Annotated in this window: 21 protein-coding genes; 3 read left to right on the top strand and 18 right to left on the bottom strand. The window is 64.5% G+C overall.

Going from position 1 to position 21,256, the window contains the following annotated elements; genetic code table 11:
• Positions 1-453: 453 nt before the first annotated feature.
• From folA to OKC41_RS03660, 4 genes are all read right to left on the bottom strand, one after another.
• Entirely contained in the window at positions 454-945 is a 492-nt protein-coding gene (gene folA, locus OKC41_RS03675; RefSeq protein ID WP_201894384.1) for a type 3 dihydrofolate reductase, read from the bottom strand.
• Positions 946-968: 23 nt separating this feature from the next.
• Positions 969-1,436, bottom strand: a complete 468-nt coding sequence (locus OKC41_RS03670) for a threonine/serine exporter family protein (RefSeq protein WP_010675437.1) — start codon at positions 1,434-1,436, stop codon at positions 969-971.
• Entirely contained in the window at positions 1,433-2,230 is a 798-nt protein-coding gene (locus OKC41_RS03665; RefSeq protein WP_113068892.1) for a threonine/serine exporter ThrE family protein, read from the bottom strand. The genes OKC41_RS03670 and OKC41_RS03665 overlap by 4 nt, the downstream gene beginning before the upstream one ends.
• A 232-nt stretch (positions 2,231-2,462) precedes the next feature.
• Positions 2,463-2,801: a DUF3135 domain-containing protein gene (locus OKC41_RS03660; protein WP_010675440.1), complete on the bottom strand. Its 339-nt coding sequence runs from the start codon at positions 2,799-2,801 to the stop codon at positions 2,463-2,465.
• 407 nt (positions 2,802-3,208) lie between these two features.
• On the opposite strand from OKC41_RS03660, the gene mog reads away from it, so the two are divergent.
• Positions 3,209-3,739, top strand: a complete 531-nt coding sequence (gene mog, locus OKC41_RS03655; RefSeq protein ID WP_201894385.1) for a molybdopterin adenylyltransferase — start codon at positions 3,209-3,211, stop codon at positions 3,737-3,739.
• Positions 3,740-3,770: 31 nt separating this feature from the next.
• Here mog and OKC41_RS03650 read toward each other — a convergent pair whose 3' ends face one another.
• Together OKC41_RS03650 and OKC41_RS03645 are read right to left on the bottom strand one after the other, a co-directional pair.
• Positions 3,771-4,118, bottom strand: a complete 348-nt coding sequence (locus tag OKC41_RS03650) for a DUF2541 family protein (RefSeq protein ID WP_029314779.1) — start codon at positions 4,116-4,118, stop codon at positions 3,771-3,773.
• A 208-nt stretch (positions 4,119-4,326) separates the two neighbouring features.
• The gene (locus OKC41_RS03645) at positions 4,327-5,082 is read right to left on the bottom strand and encodes a DNA/RNA non-specific endonuclease (protein ID WP_201894386.1); all 756 of its coding nucleotides are present in this window, start codon (positions 5,080-5,082) and stop codon (positions 4,327-4,329) included.
• A 644-nt stretch (positions 5,083-5,726) separates the two neighbouring features.
• On the opposite strand from OKC41_RS03645, the gene OKC41_RS03640 reads away from it, so the two are divergent.
• Positions 5,727-6,452: a carbonic anhydrase gene (locus OKC41_RS03640; RefSeq protein ID WP_201894387.1), complete on the top strand. Its 726-nt coding sequence runs from the start codon at positions 5,727-5,729 to the stop codon at positions 6,450-6,452.
• A 73-nt stretch (positions 6,453-6,525) separates the two neighbouring features.
• Here the strand turns inward: OKC41_RS03640 and OKC41_RS03635 are convergent, their stop codons facing one another.
• From OKC41_RS03635 to OKC41_RS03585, 11 genes are all read right to left on the bottom strand, one after another.
• Complete coding sequence (locus OKC41_RS03635) at positions 6,526-6,621, bottom strand: pseudouridine-5'-phosphate glycosidase (protein WP_139739587.1); 96 nt, start codon at positions 6,619-6,621, stop codon at positions 6,526-6,528.
• A 121-nt stretch (positions 6,622-6,742) separates the two neighbouring features.
• Positions 6,743-7,651, bottom strand: a complete 909-nt coding sequence (locus tag OKC41_RS03630) for a pseudouridine-5'-phosphate glycosidase (RefSeq protein ID WP_010675445.1) — start codon at positions 7,649-7,651, stop codon at positions 6,743-6,745.
• Positions 7,645-8,736 carry a PfkB family carbohydrate kinase gene (locus OKC41_RS03625; protein WP_201894388.1) on the bottom strand — a complete coding sequence of 364 codons (1,092 nt, stop codon included), beginning with the start codon at positions 8,734-8,736 and terminating at the stop codon, positions 7,645-7,647. The genes OKC41_RS03630 and OKC41_RS03625 overlap by 7 nt, the downstream gene beginning before the upstream one ends.
• Before the next feature lie 144 nt (positions 8,737-8,880).
• Positions 8,881-9,240, bottom strand: coding sequence for a nitrite reductase small subunit NirD (gene nirD / locus OKC41_RS03620; RefSeq protein WP_010675447.1), 360 nt, complete (start codon positions 9,238-9,240; stop codon positions 8,881-8,883).
• Positions 9,237-11,819, bottom strand: a complete 2,583-nt coding sequence (nirB, locus tag OKC41_RS03615) for a nitrite reductase large subunit NirB (RefSeq protein WP_201894389.1) — start codon at positions 11,817-11,819, stop codon at positions 9,237-9,239. Before nirB ends, nirD begins: the two co-directional genes overlap by 4 nt.
• Before the next feature lie 26 nt (positions 11,820-11,845).
• Positions 11,846-12,667 carry an ABC transporter ATP-binding protein gene (locus tag OKC41_RS03610; protein WP_010675449.1) on the bottom strand — a complete coding sequence of 274 codons (822 nt, stop codon included), beginning with the start codon at positions 12,665-12,667 and terminating at the stop codon, positions 11,846-11,848.
• A gap of 31 nt (positions 12,668-12,698) precedes the next feature.
• Positions 12,699-13,658 carry an ABC transporter permease gene (locus OKC41_RS03605; RefSeq protein ID WP_201894390.1) on the bottom strand — a complete coding sequence of 320 codons (960 nt, stop codon included), beginning with the start codon at positions 13,656-13,658 and terminating at the stop codon, positions 12,699-12,701.
• A gap of 14 nt (positions 13,659-13,672) precedes the next feature.
• Entirely contained in the window at positions 13,673-15,028 is a 1,356-nt protein-coding gene (locus OKC41_RS03600) for a CmpA/NrtA family ABC transporter substrate-binding protein (RefSeq protein ID WP_234922246.1), read from the bottom strand.
• 345 nt (positions 15,029-15,373) lie between these two features.
• On the bottom strand, positions 15,374-15,958 hold the full coding sequence (locus tag OKC41_RS03595; RefSeq protein WP_010675452.1) for an ANTAR domain-containing response regulator: 585 nt from the start codon (positions 15,956-15,958) through the stop codon (positions 15,374-15,376).
• A 125-nt stretch (positions 15,959-16,083) separates the two neighbouring features.
• The gene (cobA, locus tag OKC41_RS03590) at positions 16,084-16,842 is read right to left on the bottom strand and encodes a uroporphyrinogen-III C-methyltransferase (RefSeq protein WP_103259641.1); all 759 of its coding nucleotides are present in this window, start codon (positions 16,840-16,842) and stop codon (positions 16,084-16,086) included.
• A 28-nt stretch (positions 16,843-16,870) separates the two neighbouring features.
• Complete coding sequence (locus OKC41_RS03585) at positions 16,871-19,495, bottom strand: nitrate reductase (protein ID WP_201894391.1); 2,625 nt, start codon at positions 19,493-19,495, stop codon at positions 16,871-16,873.
• 284 nt (positions 19,496-19,779) lie between these two features.
• Here OKC41_RS03585 and OKC41_RS03580 point away from each other — a divergent pair, with 284 nt between their 5' ends.
• Positions 19,780-20,283, top strand: a complete 504-nt coding sequence (locus tag OKC41_RS03580; RefSeq protein WP_041212465.1) for an RNA methyltransferase — start codon at positions 19,780-19,782, stop codon at positions 20,281-20,283.
• A gap of 105 nt (positions 20,284-20,388) precedes the next feature.
• On the opposite strand, the gene OKC41_RS03575 is transcribed toward OKC41_RS03580, so the two are convergent.
• Positions 20,389-21,132 (bottom strand): hypothetical protein, encoded by a 744-nt coding sequence (locus OKC41_RS03575; RefSeq protein ID WP_182935304.1) that lies wholly within the window; start codon positions 21,130-21,132, stop codon positions 20,389-20,391.
• Positions 21,133-21,256 lie beyond the last annotated feature (124 nt).

Raw genomic sequence — 21,256 nt, 5'->3', positions numbered from 1 at the left:
GACGCCTTGCCTGGCAAACCGTCGAACGTGAGCCAATTGCTTTTAACACTAAGCAATTTCATGCCCAAGCAAAAGAACCAATTGAAGCCATCCTGGAAGGGTTAAATTTAAGTCATTGATTTTTATTGGTTATTTTTATTCATAAAAATCCATTAAATCACGATAAAAACGCCTATAACAGACAGGGTCGCCACAGTAGCGATGCACTTTCAGCACATTTCATTAATGATTAAAAGGCGTTAGCAGCAGGCGAAAAGAGAGGGTGGGGACGACTGCGCCCATCGGAGCGATGAATGGCCTATTTATTACATAACTAATCATTTTAATGTCACGCATTCTGGATATTGCTTCAGGCATCTTCAGCCATGTCGGTTCAGCGCTCTTCTCTTTTCGGCAACAGGGCACAAAAAAGCCCCCGGCTGTCGCAAGGGGCTCTTCATGGCATCAGAGGGCTCAGCGCCGCTGCCAGGTCTCGAAACAGTAGGGGTGGAGGTTCTTCTCGTCAGGCTGATGTAACTCGCGCTCGATGCAGGACCAGTCGCCCTCGTCGAAGGCCGGGAAACGGGTATCCCCCTCCACCGCCAGATCGATGCGGGTCAGATAGAGCCTGTCGGCCCGTGGCAGCAGCTGGCCGTAGAGATGACCGCCCCCGATCACCATCAGCTCGGCCACGTCGCTGCCCGCCAGCAGCGCCAGTGCGGCCTCCACCGAGTCGATGACCTCCACGCCGTCGGCCCGGTAGTCGGGGTTGCGGCTGATCACCAGATTGCGGCGCCCGGGCAGCGGTCGCCCGATGGATTCAAAGGTCTTGCGCCCCATCAACACCGGCTTGCCCAGGGTGACCCGCTTGAAGTGGGCCAGATCCGCCGGCAGATGCCAGGGCATCTGGTTGTCCAGGCCGATCACCCTGTCCTGGGCCATGGCGGCAATCATGGAAATCATCATGGGGTCAACCTCTCGCACCGTCGTCAGATAATGGGGCGGTTACGGTACACGACCAGAGAGGGGATCGCCAAACCGAAACTCAGGGCCCCCACGATAAACAGCGCCTTGAGGCCGTTCTCCACCGCGCTCTGAAGCAGCTCCATGGTCACCCCGGAGATATTGAGCTCGACGATGGCGATCATGGTCTTGAACGCGTAGCTGCCCGGGATCATGGGGATGATGGAGGCGACGCTGAACACCGGGCGTGGTGCCAGCAGGCGGCGCGACCAGTAGACACAGACAAAGCCGACCGTGGTCGCCGCTGCCAGGGTGGCCCACTCGATGGGCATGCCGTAGTGGATGAGCAGGGTACGCAGGCTATGGGCCAACGCGCCCCCCATGGCGCAATATTTGAGCATCCGTGGCGGCACGTTGAACAGCATGGCAAAGCCCACCGCCGGAATGGCCGACCAGAAGGCATCCTTGGCCAGCAGCCAGAGCAGTTCCATCATACCTTCCACCCCCAGATACCCGTCACCGACATGGCGAGAATGATCCCGATGGCTGCGCTGATGGTCAGCAGTGTCGCCGTGCCCCAGCGGGCCAGCCCCATGTTGAAGTAACCCTTCACCATGTCGGAGACCGCATTGATGAGCGGGAACCCCGGCACCAGCAGCAACACGCTGGCGGCCATGGCGAGATAGGGTTGTTCGCCCAAGCCGAAGAAGGTGGCGCTGGAGGCGAGCAGGGTGGCGATAAACCCGGTGGCGGCAAAGTTGATGAGGGGACTGTGGTGATGGCGGGCAATGAGCTGGCGCACCCGCATGGCGACCGAGGCCGAGCAGCAGGTCACCAGGAAGATGGGCCAGTCACCGCCAAACAGCAGGCTGAAGGCACCGCAGGAGAGCCCCACCATGGGCACCACCAGCCAGGGGTGATAGTGGAACGGCGTGATGGCCTCGAGGCGCTGACGTACCTCGCGCGCACCGATAAGCGACTTTTCCGTCATGATGCAGATGCGCTGGATTTCGCACACCACCTGCATGTTGATGCCGTGCTCCCGCACCCGGCGGGTGGTGGTGACGCAACTGCCCTGGTAGAGACTGGTGAGGACGATGGCGCTGGAAGAGATGGCCATCTCGACGCTCTCCAGCCCGAGCGCCATGCCCAGGCGGACCGTGGTCTGCTCGATGATGCGGCTCTCCGCCCCAAACTGGGCCAGCATCTGGCCCGCCTTGACGATGATCCGGGTGATCTCCGTCTGCTGCTCTCGCGACAGCACCCTTCCTGGTGTGATGCTTCTCATGATCCCTTTGAGTCATAGCAAGATGAAATGTGTCTGGATATTACCCCAAAATAAATACACCTTCATCCATCTCTATCGGACTGCGGGCACTGGTCACTATTATTCAGCCGCCAGGGGAATATTTGCAGCAAATAAAAAACAATTCACCCAACTTGCTTAACAACTTGTTTGAGAAGGGGTGAGACAAATTAATAAACACCCTGTTTTTTTATATCTTGAACAGGGCCTTTAATTATTTCCGTTTCAGATAACTGGAAAACGCTATCACATTATCCGGCAGCGGGGGCTCTGCCATTTCCTGACAAGATTCGTTCTGCAGATCCAGAATGTGCTGGCGCATGGCGTAGACGGAGTCATGCATCATGTTGGCTATCCGGATGCAGCTGTCGAGGTTGTTTCTTGCCAGGCGGCGCTGGCAGTCGATGCGAAATTGCAGACCTCGCAACCGACGTTGCCGCTCTGGCCCCACCTGGGCGATCAGGGTCTCTATCTGCTGGTGCAGCAGCGCGTCGAGTCGCTCCGGCTCGGCCAGCGCCCAGTACTTCAGGGTATCGAAATCAGGCAGCTCCATATACCCTCCTGGCCGGACCTCGCCCATGGAATGGAACGACGCCGGGCACATCACTATTTCACTGTCCCTAGGGAAGGTTATATAGGATGGTGGCGATTTTGGGTCATTCACCGCCGAGCCACAGGAGTCCGGTTTTTGGCACGGATTGCGCATTGTTGGCGGAAAAAATCATTTATTCCTTATGATTCATGAAATTAACCGAATCCGGCCTGCGTCAGTTTTTTTATAAAATTTCAGCGTCATTTTTCTCGGCCTTATTCCTTATTAACGGACTTTTCTCAAAATTGTTTTTCATTCGACTCTCTCCCAGGCTCGATGCCCTCCCCTTGCCTCATCCGGCGGTTTAACATATCTCACTGATTATGTTATTTTATTTACCACTTTATTGCGGCAACCAAGGGCAGACCATGAGCAAGGCAAGAATCGGTATCGTCACCGTCAGCGATCGCGCCAGTGCAGGCATCTACGAAGATCTCTCCGGCAAGGCCATCATCGACACCCTGAACGCCTACCTGACCTCGGAATGGGAGCCCGTCTATCAGGTCATCCCCGACGAGCAGGATCAGATTGAGGCGACCCTGGTTCGGCTGGTGGACGATGAGCAGTGCTGCCTTGTCGTTACCACGGGGGGCACCGGGCCGGCCAGGCGGGATGTGACCCCGGAGGCCACCGAGGCGGTGTGCGATCGCATGATGCCGGGCTTTAGCGAGCTGATGCGGGCCGAGTCCCTCAAGTTCGTGCCGACCGCCATCCTGTCGCGCCAGACCGCCGGCCTGCGCGGCAGCTCGCTCATCGTCAACCTGCCGGGCAAGCCCAAATCGATCCGCGAGTGCCTGGATGCGGTCTTCCCCGCCATCCCCTACTGCATCGACCTGATGGAAGGGCCCTATCTCGAGTGCGACGAGGCCATCATCAAACCGTTCCGCCCGAAGAAATAAGCACTGGGCGGGGATTTCCCCCGCCCTTTGCTCATTTGCGCCCGTACACCTTGACCCCCGCCCTGCTCCCTTCCGAATTGCCGTACACCTCGATGCGCTTGATGCAGAGCCGGCTGCCGAGGGATTGCCACCCCGACTCCTGATCCTCTCTCAACACCTTGTCGAAATAGAGGGTCTTGCTGCGATCGTTGCCGTAGAACACCTTGACCCGCTCCAGGGTCAACTCCCGCCCAGCCTTGACCATGATGGATTTGGTCGGCCGGCAGGCGAGCATGGGAATGATGGCGGGATGATCGCCGACCCCGAGCAGAATGGTCTGCCCCAAGCGGATATCCTCGTCGGCCATGGCGGGGGGAACAGCAGCCCCCAGCAGCGCCATGGGTACGCAGATGCGCAACGCGCGGGCAAGAGTGGACGAGGAGTGAAGGGAAAACAGCGCTGACATGATGCCTCCTGAAAAAAGGAGTCATGATAAGGACCCGATGCCAGACCCAAGCTGTACTGGCCCTGTACCAGGGGCCATGACAATGGCCGGAAGCCCGTGTGGGTAACGGGGGCCTGGGCCCCCGTTACCCCTGCCGGACGCGCTAACCGCCCCACATGGCCGACAGCCGCGACTCCATGGCCTCTTCCTCCTCGTCAGGCAGCTCGGTGAAGAAGTCGAGCCCGGTCTGCTCCTCCACCTCATCCACCGTCACCACATAGTCCGCCAGCCGACTGGCCGAGACGTTCTCTTGCGGCAGGATGAAGGCGATGGCCCGCTTGCCCGCCAGATCCATCACCACCCGGTAGTAGGCGTGGGGCACGGTCACGCCGTTGCCAATGGCGCCATCGGAGTGGGTGAAGATGGGGCCGGTGATCACCTGCACGCTCTTGTAGGTGATGGCCCACTGCCGGGTCTTCTCCTCCAGGATGCGCCAGGCCCCCTGGTTGAGCGCCGGCAGTTGCGGGGTCATGTTGGTGAGCAGGAAGCTCTGCTTCATGGTGTTGGCGGTGGAGCGCATGTCCGCCGCCGGCGCCTGGTGGCCGCGGTCATAGCCCGAGCCCTTGTAGTCCGACAGGGTGGCGCGAAACTGCACCGGCACCTCCTTGTCCTCGGCGAAGGCATCCTTGCGCGGCACCTGGCCCTGGGCGCTGGCGGCCGTCATCCGGTAAGAGACCCAGTCAGAGACCTTGGTGTCGTAGTTGTACCCGGCGGCATAGCCCTCCCGGCACAACAGCTGACTGGATTGACCGGGTACCCCCAGTGTGACGTGCTCCCCGCACTGGAATCCCGCCGCCAGGCTCGGGAAAGTGGTGAGAGTGAATCCGATAGCCAGAACTAATTTATTGATATTATTCATTATTATGCCACTCCTTTTATTAGGCGGAGTGATTTGACACCAGGTCGGATGAGTAAGGCAATCGCACAAATAGCGAGCAACCCGGAAATGTGAAGAGGACGGCAAAACCGCAAACAAGGCGCCGCCAACCGGGGGATTGTCATCCCGCCATCACTGTGCTGAGGGGGAATTTCTCCAGCACTATCAGAGAGATAAGGGGTCAACACCGAGGCACTCTGTCAGCGCAGCACCCGGCTCCCGCCACGCACGCCCCTGACAGGGTCAGGGAATATCGAAAAAATCCCAACGAAATAAGGGATCCTCAAGCCCGATAATTAGTCCGCGCTTGTTTGCTCGAGATCAAACGGAGCCATGAAAAGCCCTCTAGAATCAGCCCGTCATCTATTTGGGGCGCCATGAAAGGGGGCCGTTCATTGCGAAAATGCCCACAGGATTTCACCTCCATGAATAAGCGGGCCCCGTTGCCGGAATACATCATGGCGCCGCCTCATGCCACGCTTCAAATAACGATGACGACAGACCTTTCATAACAATTAATCCGGTCTGGCACCGCGTACCCTGCGTTTCCAACGATGCCATTGATGAGGCCTTCCTGCCGGAAGGCCAGGAATGGCCGTGCTTTTCAATCAGGATAAGGATGCATGATGAAAAAGTCCCTGCTGGCTGGCGCCCTGCTGCTCTGCCCTGCCGCCTTTGCCGCCACCACACACTGGGAATACAGCGGCGAGGCCGGCCCGGCGAAATGGGCCAGCCTGACCCCGGAATATGGCCAGTGTGCCGGCAGCAACCAGTCGCCGGTCAACCTCTCGGGTCTGGTGAAGGCCGATCTGGCCCCCCTGCAGTTCCACTATCAGGCGGGTGGCAAGACGCTGGTCAACAACGGCCACACGGTGCAGGTCAACTATGCCCCCGGCAGCACCCTTGAGCTCGACGGCATGCACTTCGAGCTCAAGCAGTTCCACTTCCACGCCCCCAGCGAAAACCTCATCGAAGGCAGGTCCTACCCCCTGGAGGGTCACCTGGTCCATGCCAATGACAAGGGGGAGCTGGCGGTGGTCGCCGTGATGTTCGAGCCGGGCCAGGCCAATGGGGCCCTGAGCCAGGCCTGGCAGGTGTTGCCAGCCAAGGCGGGGGAGATCCATGCCTTCAAGGAACCCGTCTCGGCAGAGCAACTGCTGCCCGCCCAGCACGACTACTACCGCTTCAGCGGGTCCCTGACCACCCCACCCTGCTCGGAAGGAGTGCGCTGGCTGGTGATGAAGGAGCCGGTCCAGGCCAGCCAGGCCCAGATCGATGCCTTCAAGGCGGTGATGCACCACCCCAACAACCGCCCCGTCCAACCTCTCAACGGGCGACTGGTGCTGGAATAAGGGGGTTATCTCACCGATTCGCGCAATAAAAAGAGGGCCTGCCGGCCCTCTTTTGCATCTTTCGCAAAGGTGTTTACAGGCTGGCAGCGATGCGCGCCCCCAGCGCGGCGTTGTTCAGCACCCGCTGGACATTAACTGCCAGGGAGTTGCCACCGGTCAGCTCGCACACTCTGACAACCGATCACAGGCTGGCAGCGATGCGCCCCCCCAGCGCGGCGTTGTTCAGCACCCGCTGGACATTAACTGCCAGGGAGTTGCCCACCGGTGAGCTCGCACACCCTGACAACCGATCACAGGCTGGCAGCGATGCGCGCCCCCAGCGCGGCGTTGTTCAGCACCAACTGGATATTGGCCGCCAGGGAGTTGCCACCGGTCAGCTCGCACACCCGGGCCAGCAGGAAGGGGGTGGACGCCTTGCCCTTCACCCCCTGCTCGTCCGCCTCTCGCAGTGCCTGGGCAATGGCGGCGTCGATGTCGGCCTTGGGCATGGCAAACTGGGTCGGGATCGGGTTGGCCACCACGGCGCCCCCCGCCAGCCCCAGCTCCCACTTCAGACGCAGTGCCTCGGCGATGGCCGCCGGGCTCTCCAGGCGATAATCCACCTTGAAGCCGCTCTCCCGGGTGTAGAAGGCGGGCAGCTCCTCGGTCTGGTAGCCGATCACCGGCACCCCCTGGGTCTCCAGGTACTCCAGGGTCAGACCGATGTCGAGGATCGACTTGGCACCGGCGCAGACCACGGCCACCGGGGTCTGGGCAAATTCCTGCAGATCCGCCGAGATGTCAAAGGTCTCCTGGGCGCCGCGATGCACGCCGCCGATGCCGCCGGTGGCGAACACCCGGATCCCGGCCATGGCGGCAATGATCATGGTGGAGGCCACCGTGGTCGCCCCCAACCCCTTGTTGGCCAGCACGAAGGGGATGTCGCGGCGGCTGCACTTGGTGGCGGCGTGGCCGGCCCGGCCCAGCGCCTCCAGGGCCCCCGCATCCAGACCCACCTTGAGGCGGCCATCGATGATGGCGATGGTGGCCGGCACGGCGCCGTTGTCCCGCACCACCTGCTCCACCTGGCGCGCCGTCTCCACGTTCTGCGGATAGGGCATGCCGTGGGAGATGATGGTGGACTCCAGGGCCACCACCGGCTTGCCGGCGGCCAGCGCGGCGGCAACTTCAGGTTGGATATCGAGGTAAGCGTTCAACATGGGTACTCCTCCAGCATGCGTTCAACGGCGGCCTTGGATAGGCCGGAAAAGACGGTATCGGAACAATTGACGGTGAGGGCGGCGCAACCGAGGGCGAACCGGGTTGTCTCCATGATGCCCTGCTCCTGCAACCAGGCGTGGGCCAGCCCTGCCATGAAGGCATCGCCGCCGCCGGTCACGTTGACGACCGGGCTGCCGAGCACGGGCAGATGGCCCTGGCAGGCCCCGTCGCTATAGAAGATCCCCTGATCGCCGAGGCTCAGGAAGAGCCGCTGCACCCCGGCGCGGTGGAACCAGGCCGCCGCCATGGGCCAGGTGTCGGGCCCGCCGATGGTGAAGCCGCACAGCTGCTCCGCCTCGGTGCGATTGGGTTTGAGGGTGTGGATGCGGTGCAGCCAGGGGCGGATCTTCTCCACCTTGGCCACCGACACGGTGTCCACGAAGATGATGTGCTCCCCCTGGCGCTCGAACAGCCAGTCCAGGGTGTGGGTGGCGAGGTTGGTGTCGAGCACCCAGAGCCGGGCCGCACCGAGAAAACCGCTCAGGGGGGTGAGCCGGGCCGGGGTGAGCTGCTCGATGATCCCCATGTCGTTGACGGCGCAGCTCATCTCGCCGCTGCCATCGTGCAGGCTCAAGTAACAGGAGGTTGCCTGGCCATCCAGCATCAGCACCTGGCGCACGTCGACGCCAGCGCGCTGGGTCACCTCCAGCAGGTGATGGCCGTATTGATCGTTGCCCACCGCAGTCAACAGCCGGGTGTCGGTACCAAGGCGCGCCAGGTTCTCGGCGATGTTGCGCCCTACCCCACCGGCGGAGGTGCGTACCCGGCCCGGGTTGGAATCCCCGATGCGCAGGTTGTCGTGGCTGCAGCCACAGATATCCATGTTGGCGCCGCCGATCACCACGGCGTAGGGGCCTTCGCGCAGCACATAGCCGCGCCCCTGCACATAGCCCTGGCGCATCAGGCTGGAGATGTGGCTCGCCAGCGCGGAGCGGCTGATGCCGAGCCTGTCCGCCAGCTCCTGCTGGGCAATCATGGGATCCTGGCGCAGCAGGGCGAGGATCTCTTGCTCACGTTCCGTCATAGACAAACATCCAGTTGCAAACGTTTGTCTATTATTTCCGAAAAACGTTTTCCCGCCATCCTCTCGTACAAGAAATGTCGGTTCGCGCACAAAAAATCACCGGGCAGTGCCCGGCGATCACAACATGGTTTTCAGATGGGCCACTCACCCTAGCTGTACCCAGACCTCGCTCCCCTCCAGCCGCACCGGCCAGCAGGCGACGCTCAGGGCAGGATCGTCCAGACAGCGACCGTCCATCAGGGCGTAGCGCTGCTTGTACAGCGGCGAGGCCACCACGGGCTCCCCACCGGCATCCCCCACCAGGCCACGCCCCAGCACGGCGACGCCGGCCAGGGGGTCCACCCCGTCCAGGGCATAGACATGCTCCCCGAGGCGAAACAGCGCCAGTACCCGCCCCTCCAGCCAGGCGCTGCGCCCGGCCTGCTCCGGCAGCGCCGCCAGCTCGCATACCCTATGCCAGGCTCCAGGTTCTGACTGTAAGGTCTCTTCTTTTATGTCGCTCATACCACCTCCTTGATAGCGATATCCGGCACCCATTGCCCCCGCTCCTCACGGCGCGGCGGCGTCTCGTCCTCGGGCCGGTTGACGAAGGCCTCGAACAGCTTGAGCTTGTCCGGATCCGCCAATGTGCTCTTCCACTCGCACTGCCAGGTGCCGACTATCCCCTCCATCATGGCCTCCAGCTCGGCACCGATGCCGAGCCTGTCCTCGATGATCACCGACTTTAGGTAGTCGAGCCCCCCTTCCATGTTCTCCATCCAGACCGAGGTGCGTTGCAGCCTGTCCCCGGTGCGCACGTAGAACATCAGCAGCCGGTCGATGTAACGGATCAGGGTCTGCTCGTCGAGATCCGTGGCAAACAGGTCGGCGTGGCGCGGCCTCATGCCGCCGTTGCCACACACATAGAGGTTCCAGCCCCGCTCGGTGGCGATGACGCCGATGTCCTTGCTCTGGGCCTCGGCGCACTCCCGGGTGCAGCCGGAGACCGCAAACTTCAGCTTGTGTGGCGCCCGCAGCCCCTTGTAGCGGTGCTCCAGGGTCTGGGTCAGGGTCATGGAGTCCTGCACCCCGTAACGACACCAGGTGGAGCCCACACAGGACTTCACGGTGCGCACCGACTTGCCGTAGGCCTGACCGGTCTCGAAGCCCGCCGCCACCAGCTCGCCCCAGATGGCGGGCAGCTGGTCGACCCGGGCACCGAACAGGTCGATGCGCTGGCCGCCCGTGATCTTGGTGTAGAGGCCGAACTTGCGCGCCACTTCGCCGATGGTGATGAGCCCCTCCGGGGTGATCTCCCCCCCCGGGATGCGCGGCACCACCGAATAGGTGCCGTCCTTTTGCAGGTTCGCAAGGAAGGCGTCGTTGGTATCCTGCAGGGCGCGGTGGGGTTTCTCCAGCACGTGCTCGTTCCAGAGGGACGCCAGGATGGAGGCCACCGTCGGCTTGCAGATGTCGCACCCCAGCCCCTGGCCGTGCTTGTCCCGCAGCGCCTCGAAGCTCTTCAGCTCGCCCACCCGGGCCAGGTGATAGAGCTCCTGACGGCCGTAGGCGAAGTGCTCGCACAACCCCTTGTCCGCCTCGACGCCAAGGTCCGCCAGGGTCTGATCCACCACCTGCTTGAGCAGGTTGCTGCAACCGCCGCAACCCGTGCCGGCCTTGGTACAGCTCTTCACCGCAGCCAGCTCGTGATTGCCCGCCCGAACGGCGGCCACCACGTCCCCTTTGCTCACGTTGTGGCAGGAGCAGAGGATGGCGCTGTCCGGCAGCACCAGGGGCGCGGGAGCGGCCCCGACCTCCCCCACCAGCAGGGAGAGCGGCGGCTGGGGCAGCCCCACCCCGTTCTGGTAGTACTGCAGCAGCCGCTCGTAATCGGCCCCGTCCCCCACCAGGATGGCGCCGAGCAGGCGATTGCCCTCGCCGTCGGTCACCAGCTTCTTGTAGATGCCGTTGACCCTGTCCAGCAGCAACAACTCCTGGGCGCCTGCGGTGCTGGCGTGGGCATCGCCGATGGAGCCCACGTCCACCCCCATCAGCTTGAGCTTGGTGGACATGTCGGCCCCGATAAAGCGGGTCTCGCCACCGCACAGACTGGCCACGGCGGCCCGGGCCATCTGGTAGCCGGGGGCCACCAGGCCGAAGATGCGGCCCTGCCAGAGCGCGCACTCGCCGATGGCGAGGATGGCGGGATCCGAGCTGTGGCAGCCGTCGTCGATGCAGATGCCACCGCGCTCCCCGACCACCAGCCCGGATTGCCGGGCCAGGGTGTCGGCGGGTCGAATACCGGCGGAGAACAGCAGCACGTCGGTCTCAATGTGGGAACCGTCCTTGAAACGCAGGCGATGACGGGCCTGCTCCCCCTGCTCGATGCACTCGGTGGCCTTCTCCACCAGCACCTCGACCCCGAGGGCCTGGATCTTGTCCCGCAGCACGGCGCCGCCGCTCTCGTCGAGCTGTACCGGCATCAGCCTGGGGGCGAACTCCACCACCTGGGTCTTGAGGCCGAGCAGGCGCAGGGCGTTGGCCGCCTCCAGCCCCAGCAGGCCGCCACCGATGACCACGCCGCTGCGGGCCTGGGCGCAGGCATCGCGGATGGCGGCGAGATCTCCCAGGGTGCGGTAGACGAAGCAGCCCTCCCGCTGATGGCCGGGGATGGGGGGCACGAAGGGGACAGAGCCGGTCGCCAGCACCAGACGGTCGTAAGGGAACCGCTCGCCGTTGGCCAGCGTCAGGGTGCGGGCCGCCCGGTCGAGCACCTCCACCTCGGCCCCCAGTCGCAGCGTTATGCCGCTCTCTTCATACCAGGCGGGATCCGCCATGCGCAGGGCCTGGGGCGCCTTGCCGCCGAATACCTCGGACAGATGCACCCTGTCGTAGGCGGGGTCCGGCTCGGCGCCAAATACCGTCACCTCGAACCGGCTCAGGCCACCGGCCGCCACCAGCTGTTCGACGAAGTGATGACCCACCATGCCGTTACCCACCACCAGCAGCCGTTGCTTGTCGGCCGTGTCGGCGGAACCACTGTTCTGGCGACCGAGCAGGTCCATGCCGTCCTCTGCCACCCACTGTTGCTCTTTGTCTGTCATGTCTCTCTTCCTTGAATCCGGCGGGCTCAGGCGCGCAGCTTGCTGCGCACCTGCCCGGCTGCCTTGAGGGGGGTCACCTTGCGTTGCTTCTCGTAGAGGAAGCGCAGCACCTGCTGGCGCAGCTTGTGGTAGTGGGGATCGTCCGCCAGGGCGACCCTGTCTCTGGGCCTTGGCAGGTCGACGGTCAGGATCTCACCGACCGTGGCGCTGGGGCCATTGGTCATCATGACGATGCGATCGGAAAGCAGCACCGCCTCGTCCACGTCGTGGGTGATCATGATGACGGTGTTGCCAAGCTCCGCCTGGATCGCCATCAGGGCATCCTGCAGATGGGCCCGGGTCAGGGCATCGAGGGCGCCGAACGGCTCGTCCATCAGCAGCACCTTGGGGGAGAGCGAGAGGGCGCGGGCGATGCCGACCCGCTGCTTCATCCCCCCCGACAGCTCGTGGGGCATCTTCTGGCTGGCGTGATCCATCTGCACCAGGGAGAGGTAGTAGTCCACCCGCTCCGCCACCGCCCGCTTGTCAGACTCCACCTGGGCCACCGCCAGCGCCACGTTCTGCTGGACGCTGAGCCAGGGCAGCAGGGCGTGGTTCTGGAACACCATGGCCCGCTCGGGCCCCGGGCCCGCCACCTCGCGACCATCGAGAATGATGCCCCCCAGGGTCGGCTCCAGCAGCCCGGCCACCAGGTTGAGGACGGTGCTCTTGCCGCAGCCCGAGTGACCGATGAGGGAGACGAACTCCCCCTTCTCGATGCGCAGGTTGACCCGGCTCAAGGCCTCGAAGCTGCCCTGCTCCGTCTCGAACGAGATGCCGACGTCGCTTATCTCCAGATAACTCTTCATTGGCTCTTCTCCTGCCTGAATAGGAATGTGATTAACGCAGCACCTGACGCTTGTCCCAGGACAACCACTGCTGCAGGGCCAGCATGCCCCTGTCCAGGGCGCAGCCGATGAGGCCTATGGTGATCACCGCCACCATGATGCGGGACAGAGACGCAGAGCCGCCGCTCTGGAACTCGTCCCAGACGAACTTGCCGAGCCCCGGGTTCTGGGCCAGCATCTCCGCCGCGATCAGCACCATCCAGGCCACCCCAAGGGAGAGCCGCAGTCCGGTGAAGATCATGGGCAGGGCCCCGGGCAGCACGATGCGCCGCACATGGGTCACAAAGGAGAGGCGCAGCACCCGGCTGACGTTGTGCAGATCCCCATCCAGCCCCGCCACCCCCACCGCCGTGTTGATCAGGGTCGGCCAGAGGGAGCAGAGGGTCACCGTCAGGGCAGAGGTGAGGAAGGACTTGGCAAGCCAGGGGGTGGGGTTTGCATACAGAGCGCTCACCACCAGGGTGATGAGGGGCAGCCAGGCCAGCGGCGACACCGGCTTGAGCAGCTGGATCACCGGGTTGGCGGCGCGATAGAGCCCCTGGTTCATGCCGAGCAGCACCCCGCACGGAATGGCGATCAGGGTCGCCAGCGCGAAGCCGCACAGCACGGTGAGCAGGCTGGTGGCTATCTGATCGAAGAAGGTGGGACGTCCTGTGTAGGGACGCAGCTTCACCTCGGCCGCCGGATCCGCCGCCAGCCTTGCCGCATTGCGCACCTGCTGGCGTTCGAGGAAGGCCGCCGCCTTCTCCCGCTCCTGCAGATGCTCCTGCCCGAGGGACCAGAGCTGGCTGGCGGTGGCGAGCGGCCCCGGCAGGGTGCCCAGACTGGTCTGCACCTGGCTCGCCCCCCACTGCCAGAGGCCGAGGAACAGCAGCACGCCGAGCAGGGGCTGCACCAGGGTTTTCAAATTGATGGCTTTTAAATGGATGAGGGGCCATGTGTGTCGTTTCATCGGGATCTCCTTGCTCATTGCACCCGCTCATCGCCCTTGAGGCCGATCGCGAACTGTTGCAGGTAGGCGTTGGGGTGACGGCCGTCATAGATGAGGCCGTCGATGAAGCCATCCTGGGGGCCGCGATAGCCCTGCTCGCTGGCAAAGTCGGGGAAGTCGGTGGCCTTGAGCTTGCCCTCGGCGATGAGGGCCTCGGCGGCCTGGCGGTAGACATCCGGTTGATAGACGGCCTTGGCCACCTGCTCGAACCAGGCGTCCGGTCTGGCCTCGGGGATCTGGCCCCAGCGCCGCATCTGGGTCAGGTACCAGATGGCGTCGGAGTAGTAGGGATAGGTGGCGTGGTGGCGGAAGAAGACGTTGAAGTCCGGCACCTGGCGCTTGTCCCCCCTGGCGTACTCGAAGGTGCCGGTCATGGAGCTGGCGATCACCTGCTCGTCCGCCCCCACGTACTCGGGTTTGGCCAGCAGCTTGGCCGCCGCGCGCCGGTTGCCGTTGTCGTCTGCATCCAGCCACCAGGCCGCCCGCAGCAGCGCCTTCACCAGCCGCACATGGGTGTTGGGGTGACGTTCGGCCCACTGCCGGGTGACGCCGAACACCTTCTCCGGGTTGTTGCGCCAGATCTCGTTATCCGTGATGACGGGCACCCCTATGCCCCTGGCGACCGCCTGCTGGTTCCAGGGCTCCCCCACGCTGTAGCCGGCGATGGTCCCCGCCTCCAGGGTGGCGGGCATCTGGGGGGGCGGCGTCACCGACAGCAGCACGTCCGCCTGGCGCTGTCCCGAGTTGTCGCCGAGTCGGGGTGCATAGAAACCGGGGTGCAGGCCACCTGCCGCCAGCCAGTACCTCAGCTCGTAGTTGTGGGGGGAGACGGGGAAGACCATCCCCATGTTGAAGGGCTTACCCCCCTGGCGATACTCCGCCACCACGGGCTTGAGGGCGGCGGCGCTCACCGGGGGCGGCACCTGGCCCGCCTGCGGCCTGGGCAACTGGGGCGCCATGGCAGCCCAGACGCTGTTGGCCACCGTGATGGCGTTGCCGTTGAGATCCATGGCAAACGCCGTCACCAGCTCGGCCTGGGTGCCGATACCGATGTGGGCCGCCAGGGGCTGGCCCGCCAGCATCTGGGCACCGTCCAGCTCGCCGTCTATCACCCGATCCAGCAGGATCTTCCAGTTCGCCTGGGCTTCGAGGGTGACGTAGAGTCCCTCATCCTCGAAATAGCCACGCTCGTAGGCCACCGCCAGCGGCGCCATGTCGGTCAGCTTGATGAAGCCGAGTCTGAGCTCCTCCTGCTCCGGGGCTCCCAGTGCCAGCACCGGCAGCGACAGCGCCGCCAGCAGCAGCCCCGCACATCCTTGTCGTCCGTTCATTGCATCTCCTCCCTCGGTTCCGGGTCAGGGCCATGGCGCCAGGCTGCCTGGAATCGCAGTGCCACCTCGTTGCAGCGCTGCGACCCAAGGTGCGTCGCGACCAAAAAAAAAGCCCCGCCGATCCGGGATCGGCGGGGCTTCTTTGCCCTGTTGCGGGTGAGTGACCTGACCGGCCCCTCACTGCGCATCGTTACTTCATTGCTATCGTGTTTTTGTTATTCACTTTCCGTGCCAGCTCGTCCAGGGCGCATCAGGCGGCCCTTTGCGGCCTGTGGTGCCCTGATCCTCCCTCAAATTTGCCTCAATTAGGCGCAGTTGCACCAAAACGGTTGGCCACGGGAGCGCTCAGGCGGGCAAAGCCTGCAGCAGTTGCCGCGCCAGCTCCCCCAGGCTCAGGTGACGACTCATGGCGGTGCTGCGCATCAGGCGATAGGCCTCATCCTCGTCCAGCCCCTGATGGCGCATCAAGCGTCCCTTGGCTTGCTCGATGAGCCGCCTATCCTCCAGCTTCTGGCGCAGCTCGCTCTCAGTCTGCATCAGGGCCTGCACCATGGCGAGCTGACTGCGGGCCAGGCGCAGCCACTGCTCCACCGGCTCACGCTCGCCGCAAGGGTGGGGCACCAGCAACACCCCCTGCTGCAATAGGGCGAGCTGGGTATCACCCCCCAGCCGCTCGCAGAACAAGAGGCGCGGCATGTCGGGCCAAAGGGAGAGGCCAAGGCGTACCTCGGCGCTGAACTGGCGGCAACTGACGAGCAGGGCATCCCCCCTCTGCGTCGGCGTCAGCAACTGGCGGGTATCGAGGATCCCGGGCTGATGGCCGTAGTGACTGACCAGCAGGGCCAGGCGGTTCGCCTGGCCCGGGTCATCGGCGTGGATCAACAGCCGGGAAGCGGGGCCGTCCTGGCCCCGGGTGGAAAAAGTGGTCATGGCGCTCCTTGCCGGCGACGATCGCGTTCTGTCTGGCGAAAATGCCGCAACATGAAGGCCAACTCTTTGAATCTACCTCCTTTTTATCTATCAGGAGGTAGTGGGGGTAGAGGGAAAATCGCCCCTCAGGCGACCCGTTCCAGGGCCTCCGTCAGCAGTCCCTGCAGCTCGGCGCGCAGCCGCACCACCTCCCCCATGATGATCAGCACCGGGCTCTGGCCCAGCAGGGCACGGGCGGCCTGCTCCAGGCCATCGAGCGTGGCCTCGTGCACTTGCTGGCGGGGGCTGCAGCCAGCCACCACCAGGGCCACCGGCAGCGCGCCCGGGGCCCCCGCCCTCAACATCCCTTCCCGAATGCGGGCCGCCCGCTCCAGCCCCATGTAGAACACCAGGGTGTGGCCCGCCCGGGTCAACCCCTGCCAGCCCTGATAGTCGCGCTCGTCCATCAGGTGCCCCGTCACCAGGGTCAGGGAGCGGGCCAGCCCCCTGTGGGTCAGGGGAATGAAGCTGCTGGCGGCGCATCCCAGGGCCGCCGTGATCCCCGGCACCAGCTCGGCCTCAATGCCGTGCCGGGCCAGGTGCAGCGCCTCCTCGCCACCGCGCCCGAACACCAGGGGATCCCCTCCCTTGAGGCGCACCACCCGCTTGCCCGTGCGGGCCAGGGCCAGCAGCAGGGCGTTGATCTCCTCCTGGGTCGGGCTCGGCTCACCACAGCGCTTGCCCACGTCGAAGCGGGCCGCCCCGTGGGGAATGCGGGCCAGGATCTCGCTCCCCACCAGGCGGTCATAGACCACGACCTCTGCCGCCTCCAGACGGAGCAGGGCGCGCAGGGTCAACAATTCGAGGGGCCCGGGGCCCGCTCCCACCAGACTGATTTGGCTCATCTCAGGCTCCTTGTGTCCTGGCACCGCACTAAGCGGATGCCAGGAAAACATGTTTGATCAACAGCTTGTCGATTTCGGGCAGACAGGTGCCGCAGTTGCTGCCACAGCCGAGCAGGGCCTGCAGCCCCGCCAACTCGCTCACCCCCTGCCGGGTGATGGCATCGACGATACGCTGCTCCGAGACCCGCAGGCAGGAGCAGACCAGCCGGCTCTCCCCGGCCAGGGCCTGGCTCAGGGTCTGGCTCAGGGCCCCCGCCTGGAGCGGCGTGCCGAGCAGACTGGCCAGCAGGTCGACCTTGATGTCCGGGCGCCGCGCCCCCACCAGCAGGATCCCCTCGATACGATCTCCGGCCAGGGCCACGGCCAGCCACCCCCCCTTCATGGGCAGCCTGAGCCAGTGCCCCTCGGCCCCCAGCCGTTGCCACAGGCTCTCTGTGCTCTCTGACCAGGAGGCCAGCAGGGTGCAGTTCCCCTCGGGCAGGGGACGCCTGGCCCACCAGTCCACCGGCTCGCGCCACTCACCACGGCCACACCAGAGCCCTTGCCAGCGGGTGAGCTGCGCCCTGGCCTGCACCCGCCCCTGTTTGAACATCGGCTGGCCGGAAAGGGGATCCACCACGGGGGCGATGAGGCGGTTGACCGCCCCCTGGCTGCACTGGCTGTCGGTCCAGTGCATGGGCAGGAAGGCCTCCCCCTCCCTGAGCCCCTCATCCAGTCCCACCAGCAGCAGCGCCTCCCCAAGCCCGTTGCAAAGGCGCACCAGGTCCCCCTCCTTCACGCCAATCGCCAGCAGGCTGGCGGCCCCCATCCGCACCCTGGGCCAGGGCTCGGCCTCCTGCAACCGGGGCACATGGCCGGTGCGGGTCATGGTGTGCCACTGATCCCGCAGGCGGCCACTGTTGAGGAGCAGGGAGACAGCCCCTGCAAGCGGGGGCGTTTCTGGCTGCTCGGGGAAGCGCTGGGCCAGGGGCAGCAGGCGGGCCCGGCCATCCGGGGTGGCAAAGCGCCCGTCCTCGAACAGGCGATCCCGCCCACGGGGCCAGTCGGCGTTGACGGGCCAGCGCAGGGGAGAAAGGGCCTCGAATTCGGCACGGGTGAGACCCGCCAGCCCGGAGATGTCGAACTGGCGGGATCCGTCGTTCTCAAACCCGGAGAGGGCGGCATGCTCGCAGAAGATCTCGTGCTCGTGCTCATAGGCGAACCCCTCACCAAAGCCGAGGCGACGGGCGAGCCGGGTCAGGGCCCACCAGTCTGGCCTGGCCTCCCCCGGCAGGGGCAGGAAGGCGCGCTGGCGGCTGATGGTGCGCTCGGAGTTGGTGACGGTGCCGCTCTTCTCCCCCCAGGCGGCGGCAGGCAACAGCAGGTGGGCGAGGCGCGCCGTGTCGGTGTTGGCGGTCACCTCGGAGACCACCAGCAGCTCGCAGCGGCTCAGGGCCTCGCGCACCCGGTTGCCGTCCGGCAGGGAGACGGCCGGGTTGGTGCCGAGCACCCAGAGCGCGCGGATCTCCCCCCGGTGCACCGCCTCGAACAGCTCGACGGCCTTGTGCCCCGGCCCGCGCACCATGGTCGGGCTTCCCCAGAAGCGCTGTACCCGATCGCACTCGGCCTCGCCAAAGCCCATGTGGGCGGCGAGCTGGGTTGCAAGCCCCCCCACCTCACGCCCTCCCATGGCGTTGGGTTGCCCCGTCATGGAGAAGGGAGCCGCCCCCGGCTTGCCGATGCGACCGCACATCAGGTGGGCGTTGATGATGGCGTTGGCCTTGTCCACCCCCTGGTTGGACTGGTTGATCCCCTGGCAGAACAGGGTGACGGTCTTGGGGGTACGGGCAAAGAGCTGGTAGAAACCGATCAGATCGCTGCGGGAGAGGCCGCAGCTGCGGGCCACCTCGTCCAACTGCCAGGCCGGATCGTCCAGCGCCGCCGCCAACGCTTCGAAGCCGCTCACGTGCTGCGCCACATAGGCCTTGTCCCAGCCATCGACATCGAGCAGGTAACGGCACAGGCCGTTCCAGAGCGTCACGTCGCTGCCGGGTTTGAGCGCCAGGTGCAGATCCCCCTGCTCCGCCGTCATGGTGCGGCGGGGATCCAGCACCACCAGCTTGAGCTCGGGGCGCCGCGCCCTGGCCTGCTGCAGGCGGCGAAACAGCACGGGATGGGTCCAGGCGGTGTTGGCACCGGTGAGCACCACCAGATCGGCGAGCTCGAGATCCTCGTAACAGGCGGGCACCAGATCCTCCCCGAAGGCGCGCTGGTGGGCCACCACCGCCGACGACATGCAGAGCCGGGAGTTGGTGTCCACGTTGGCACTGCCCAGATACCCCTTCATCAGCTTGTTGGCGACGTAGTAATCCTCGGTGGTGAGCTGGCCCGACAGATAGATGCCGATGGCATCCGGCCCGGACTCGGCCAGGATGGCGGCAAAACGCGCAGCCAGGGTGTCCAGGGCCTCCTCCCAGCCGATGCGCTGCCCCATCCAGCGCGGATAGAGCAGGCGGTCGGGAAAGGCCAGGCTCTCCAGCAGGCTGGCCCCCTTGACGCACAGGGCGCCGCCGTTGGCCGGATGCTGCTCATCCCCCTGCAACTGCCAGTTGTCTCCCTCCCGGCTCAGCCGGATGCCGCACCCCACTCCGCAATAGGCACAGGTGGTCTTCATTCCCTTGCTCCTTGTCATGTGTCTGACGAGGGGCCCATAAAAAAAGCGTCCGCCCCCCTGCGGGGACGGACGCCTTTGTCCGGATGCCTCATCGTCTTGTATGGGGAAGTGACTGCAAACCCCGCGCCAGGATGCAAGGGGCGCCGCCATTGTGCATCAGGGTGTCGGGCTGCGCCGCCACGGTGCAGCCGCCCCCTTGTTGGGCCCGCCTTGCGGGAATCCGCCCCGCACGCTGGGCAAGGGACCCACCGGGGGTATAATGCGCCACCACACAGGAGAGAGAGATGAAAGTGTCAGATGAAGGCGCCGCCGGGCAGCACCGGGCAGATACCCGAGAGAGAGGGGACTATTGCGCCATCGGGCTGGTCAATCCCAAATCCCCGGAGAACGTGGGCGCCGTGATGCGGGCCGCCGGCTGCTACGGGGCGGACGAGGTCTACTACACGGGGCAGCGCTTCGAGCTGGCACGCCGTTTTGTCACCGACACCAAGCAGATGGTGGAGAAGATCCCCCTGCTCGGGGTCGAGGAGCTGCTGGACTTCGTGCCCGAGGGCTGCACCCCAGTGCTGGTGGATTTGATCGAGGGGGCCACGCCCCTGCCGGATTACGTGCACCCCGAGAGAGCCTTCTACATCTTCGGCCCGGAGGATGGCACCCTGGAACCCGCCCGCTTCGCGGCGGTGAAGGAGGTCATCTATGTGCCGACTCAGGGTTGCATGAACCTGGCCGCCTCGGTCAACGTCATCCTCTATGACCGGTTGGCCAAGACGCTCAGAGCCAAAGGCTGATGCAGGACAAGACGTTATCTATTACGACCGGCTGGCCAAGACGCTCAGAGCCCCAAAGGCTGAGGCAGGGCAAGAGGGGCCCGATGACGGCATCAGGCCCGACAGCTAGGGCTGTGGCTTGTTCGCCCGCACCACCTGCTCCCTGAGAAAGTCCTGGTAGTAGTCGTACAGCTTGTTCTGCCGATAGATCTCCGCCAGCTTGCCCTGCCTTATCAGGGTGCGCATGCCGGGATCCCAGAGCCCGTGTAACTCCCTGCCCTTCGGGGTATCGGCGAAGATGGGGTAGGTCGGGATCCAGCGCAGGAATACCTGTACCAGCTCGGGGGGAAGGGAGCCTTCGGGGTAGAGGGCGCCGTCGGTCAGGTAGTAGCGGTAACGCCCCTTGATCAGCAATTGCAGCGCCATCTCGTGGCTGTCTATCTCGAACCAGCGCATCGGCTCCGGGATGAACTTGTCAAAGGCCCACCCCCTCAGCCAGAGCACCTCCTGCTCCTTGAGGCTGTGCTCCCCTGCCCAGTGCGGCAGCCAGCGCTTTTGCATCACCACGCTCACGTAGTCAGCCGAGTCTGGGTAGTCGGGCTGATGGACCCCGGGCACCTCTCCCCGATAGACCCCCATCGCCATGTCCCCCTCCTTTTTCGACACCACCGCCAGTGCCCGTTTGTAAGGCACCATGTGAAGCTTCACCTCGTGCCCCAGGGGTTCATAGATGGCTCGAACCACATCCAGATAGACCCCCTTGCCGTCCCGGTGACAGAAGCCGGGCCAGTCGTCGCAATAGACGTGTATGGTGTCTGCCCGCACGAACGAGGTGATCAGCAGGCAACAGAACAGAAAAAGACGAACCATGAATATCCTCAGTGATATGGCACTCGGCAGATGCTCACCGCCGGACGGCCCGTTCAGGCATACAGATAGCATAGAAAAACAGAGTCCCGGCCGACATTTTCCCCATTTTGCGAGCGGGTCGAGG

Source organism: Aeromonas sp. QDB17 (assembly GCF_027705305.1).
GTDB classification, from domain to species: domain Bacteria; phylum Pseudomonadota; class Gammaproteobacteria; order Enterobacterales; family Aeromonadaceae; genus Aeromonas; species Aeromonas caviae.
Note: the sequence above shows the minus strand (reverse complement) of the source record. Positions and strands in the feature narration are given on the sequence as shown.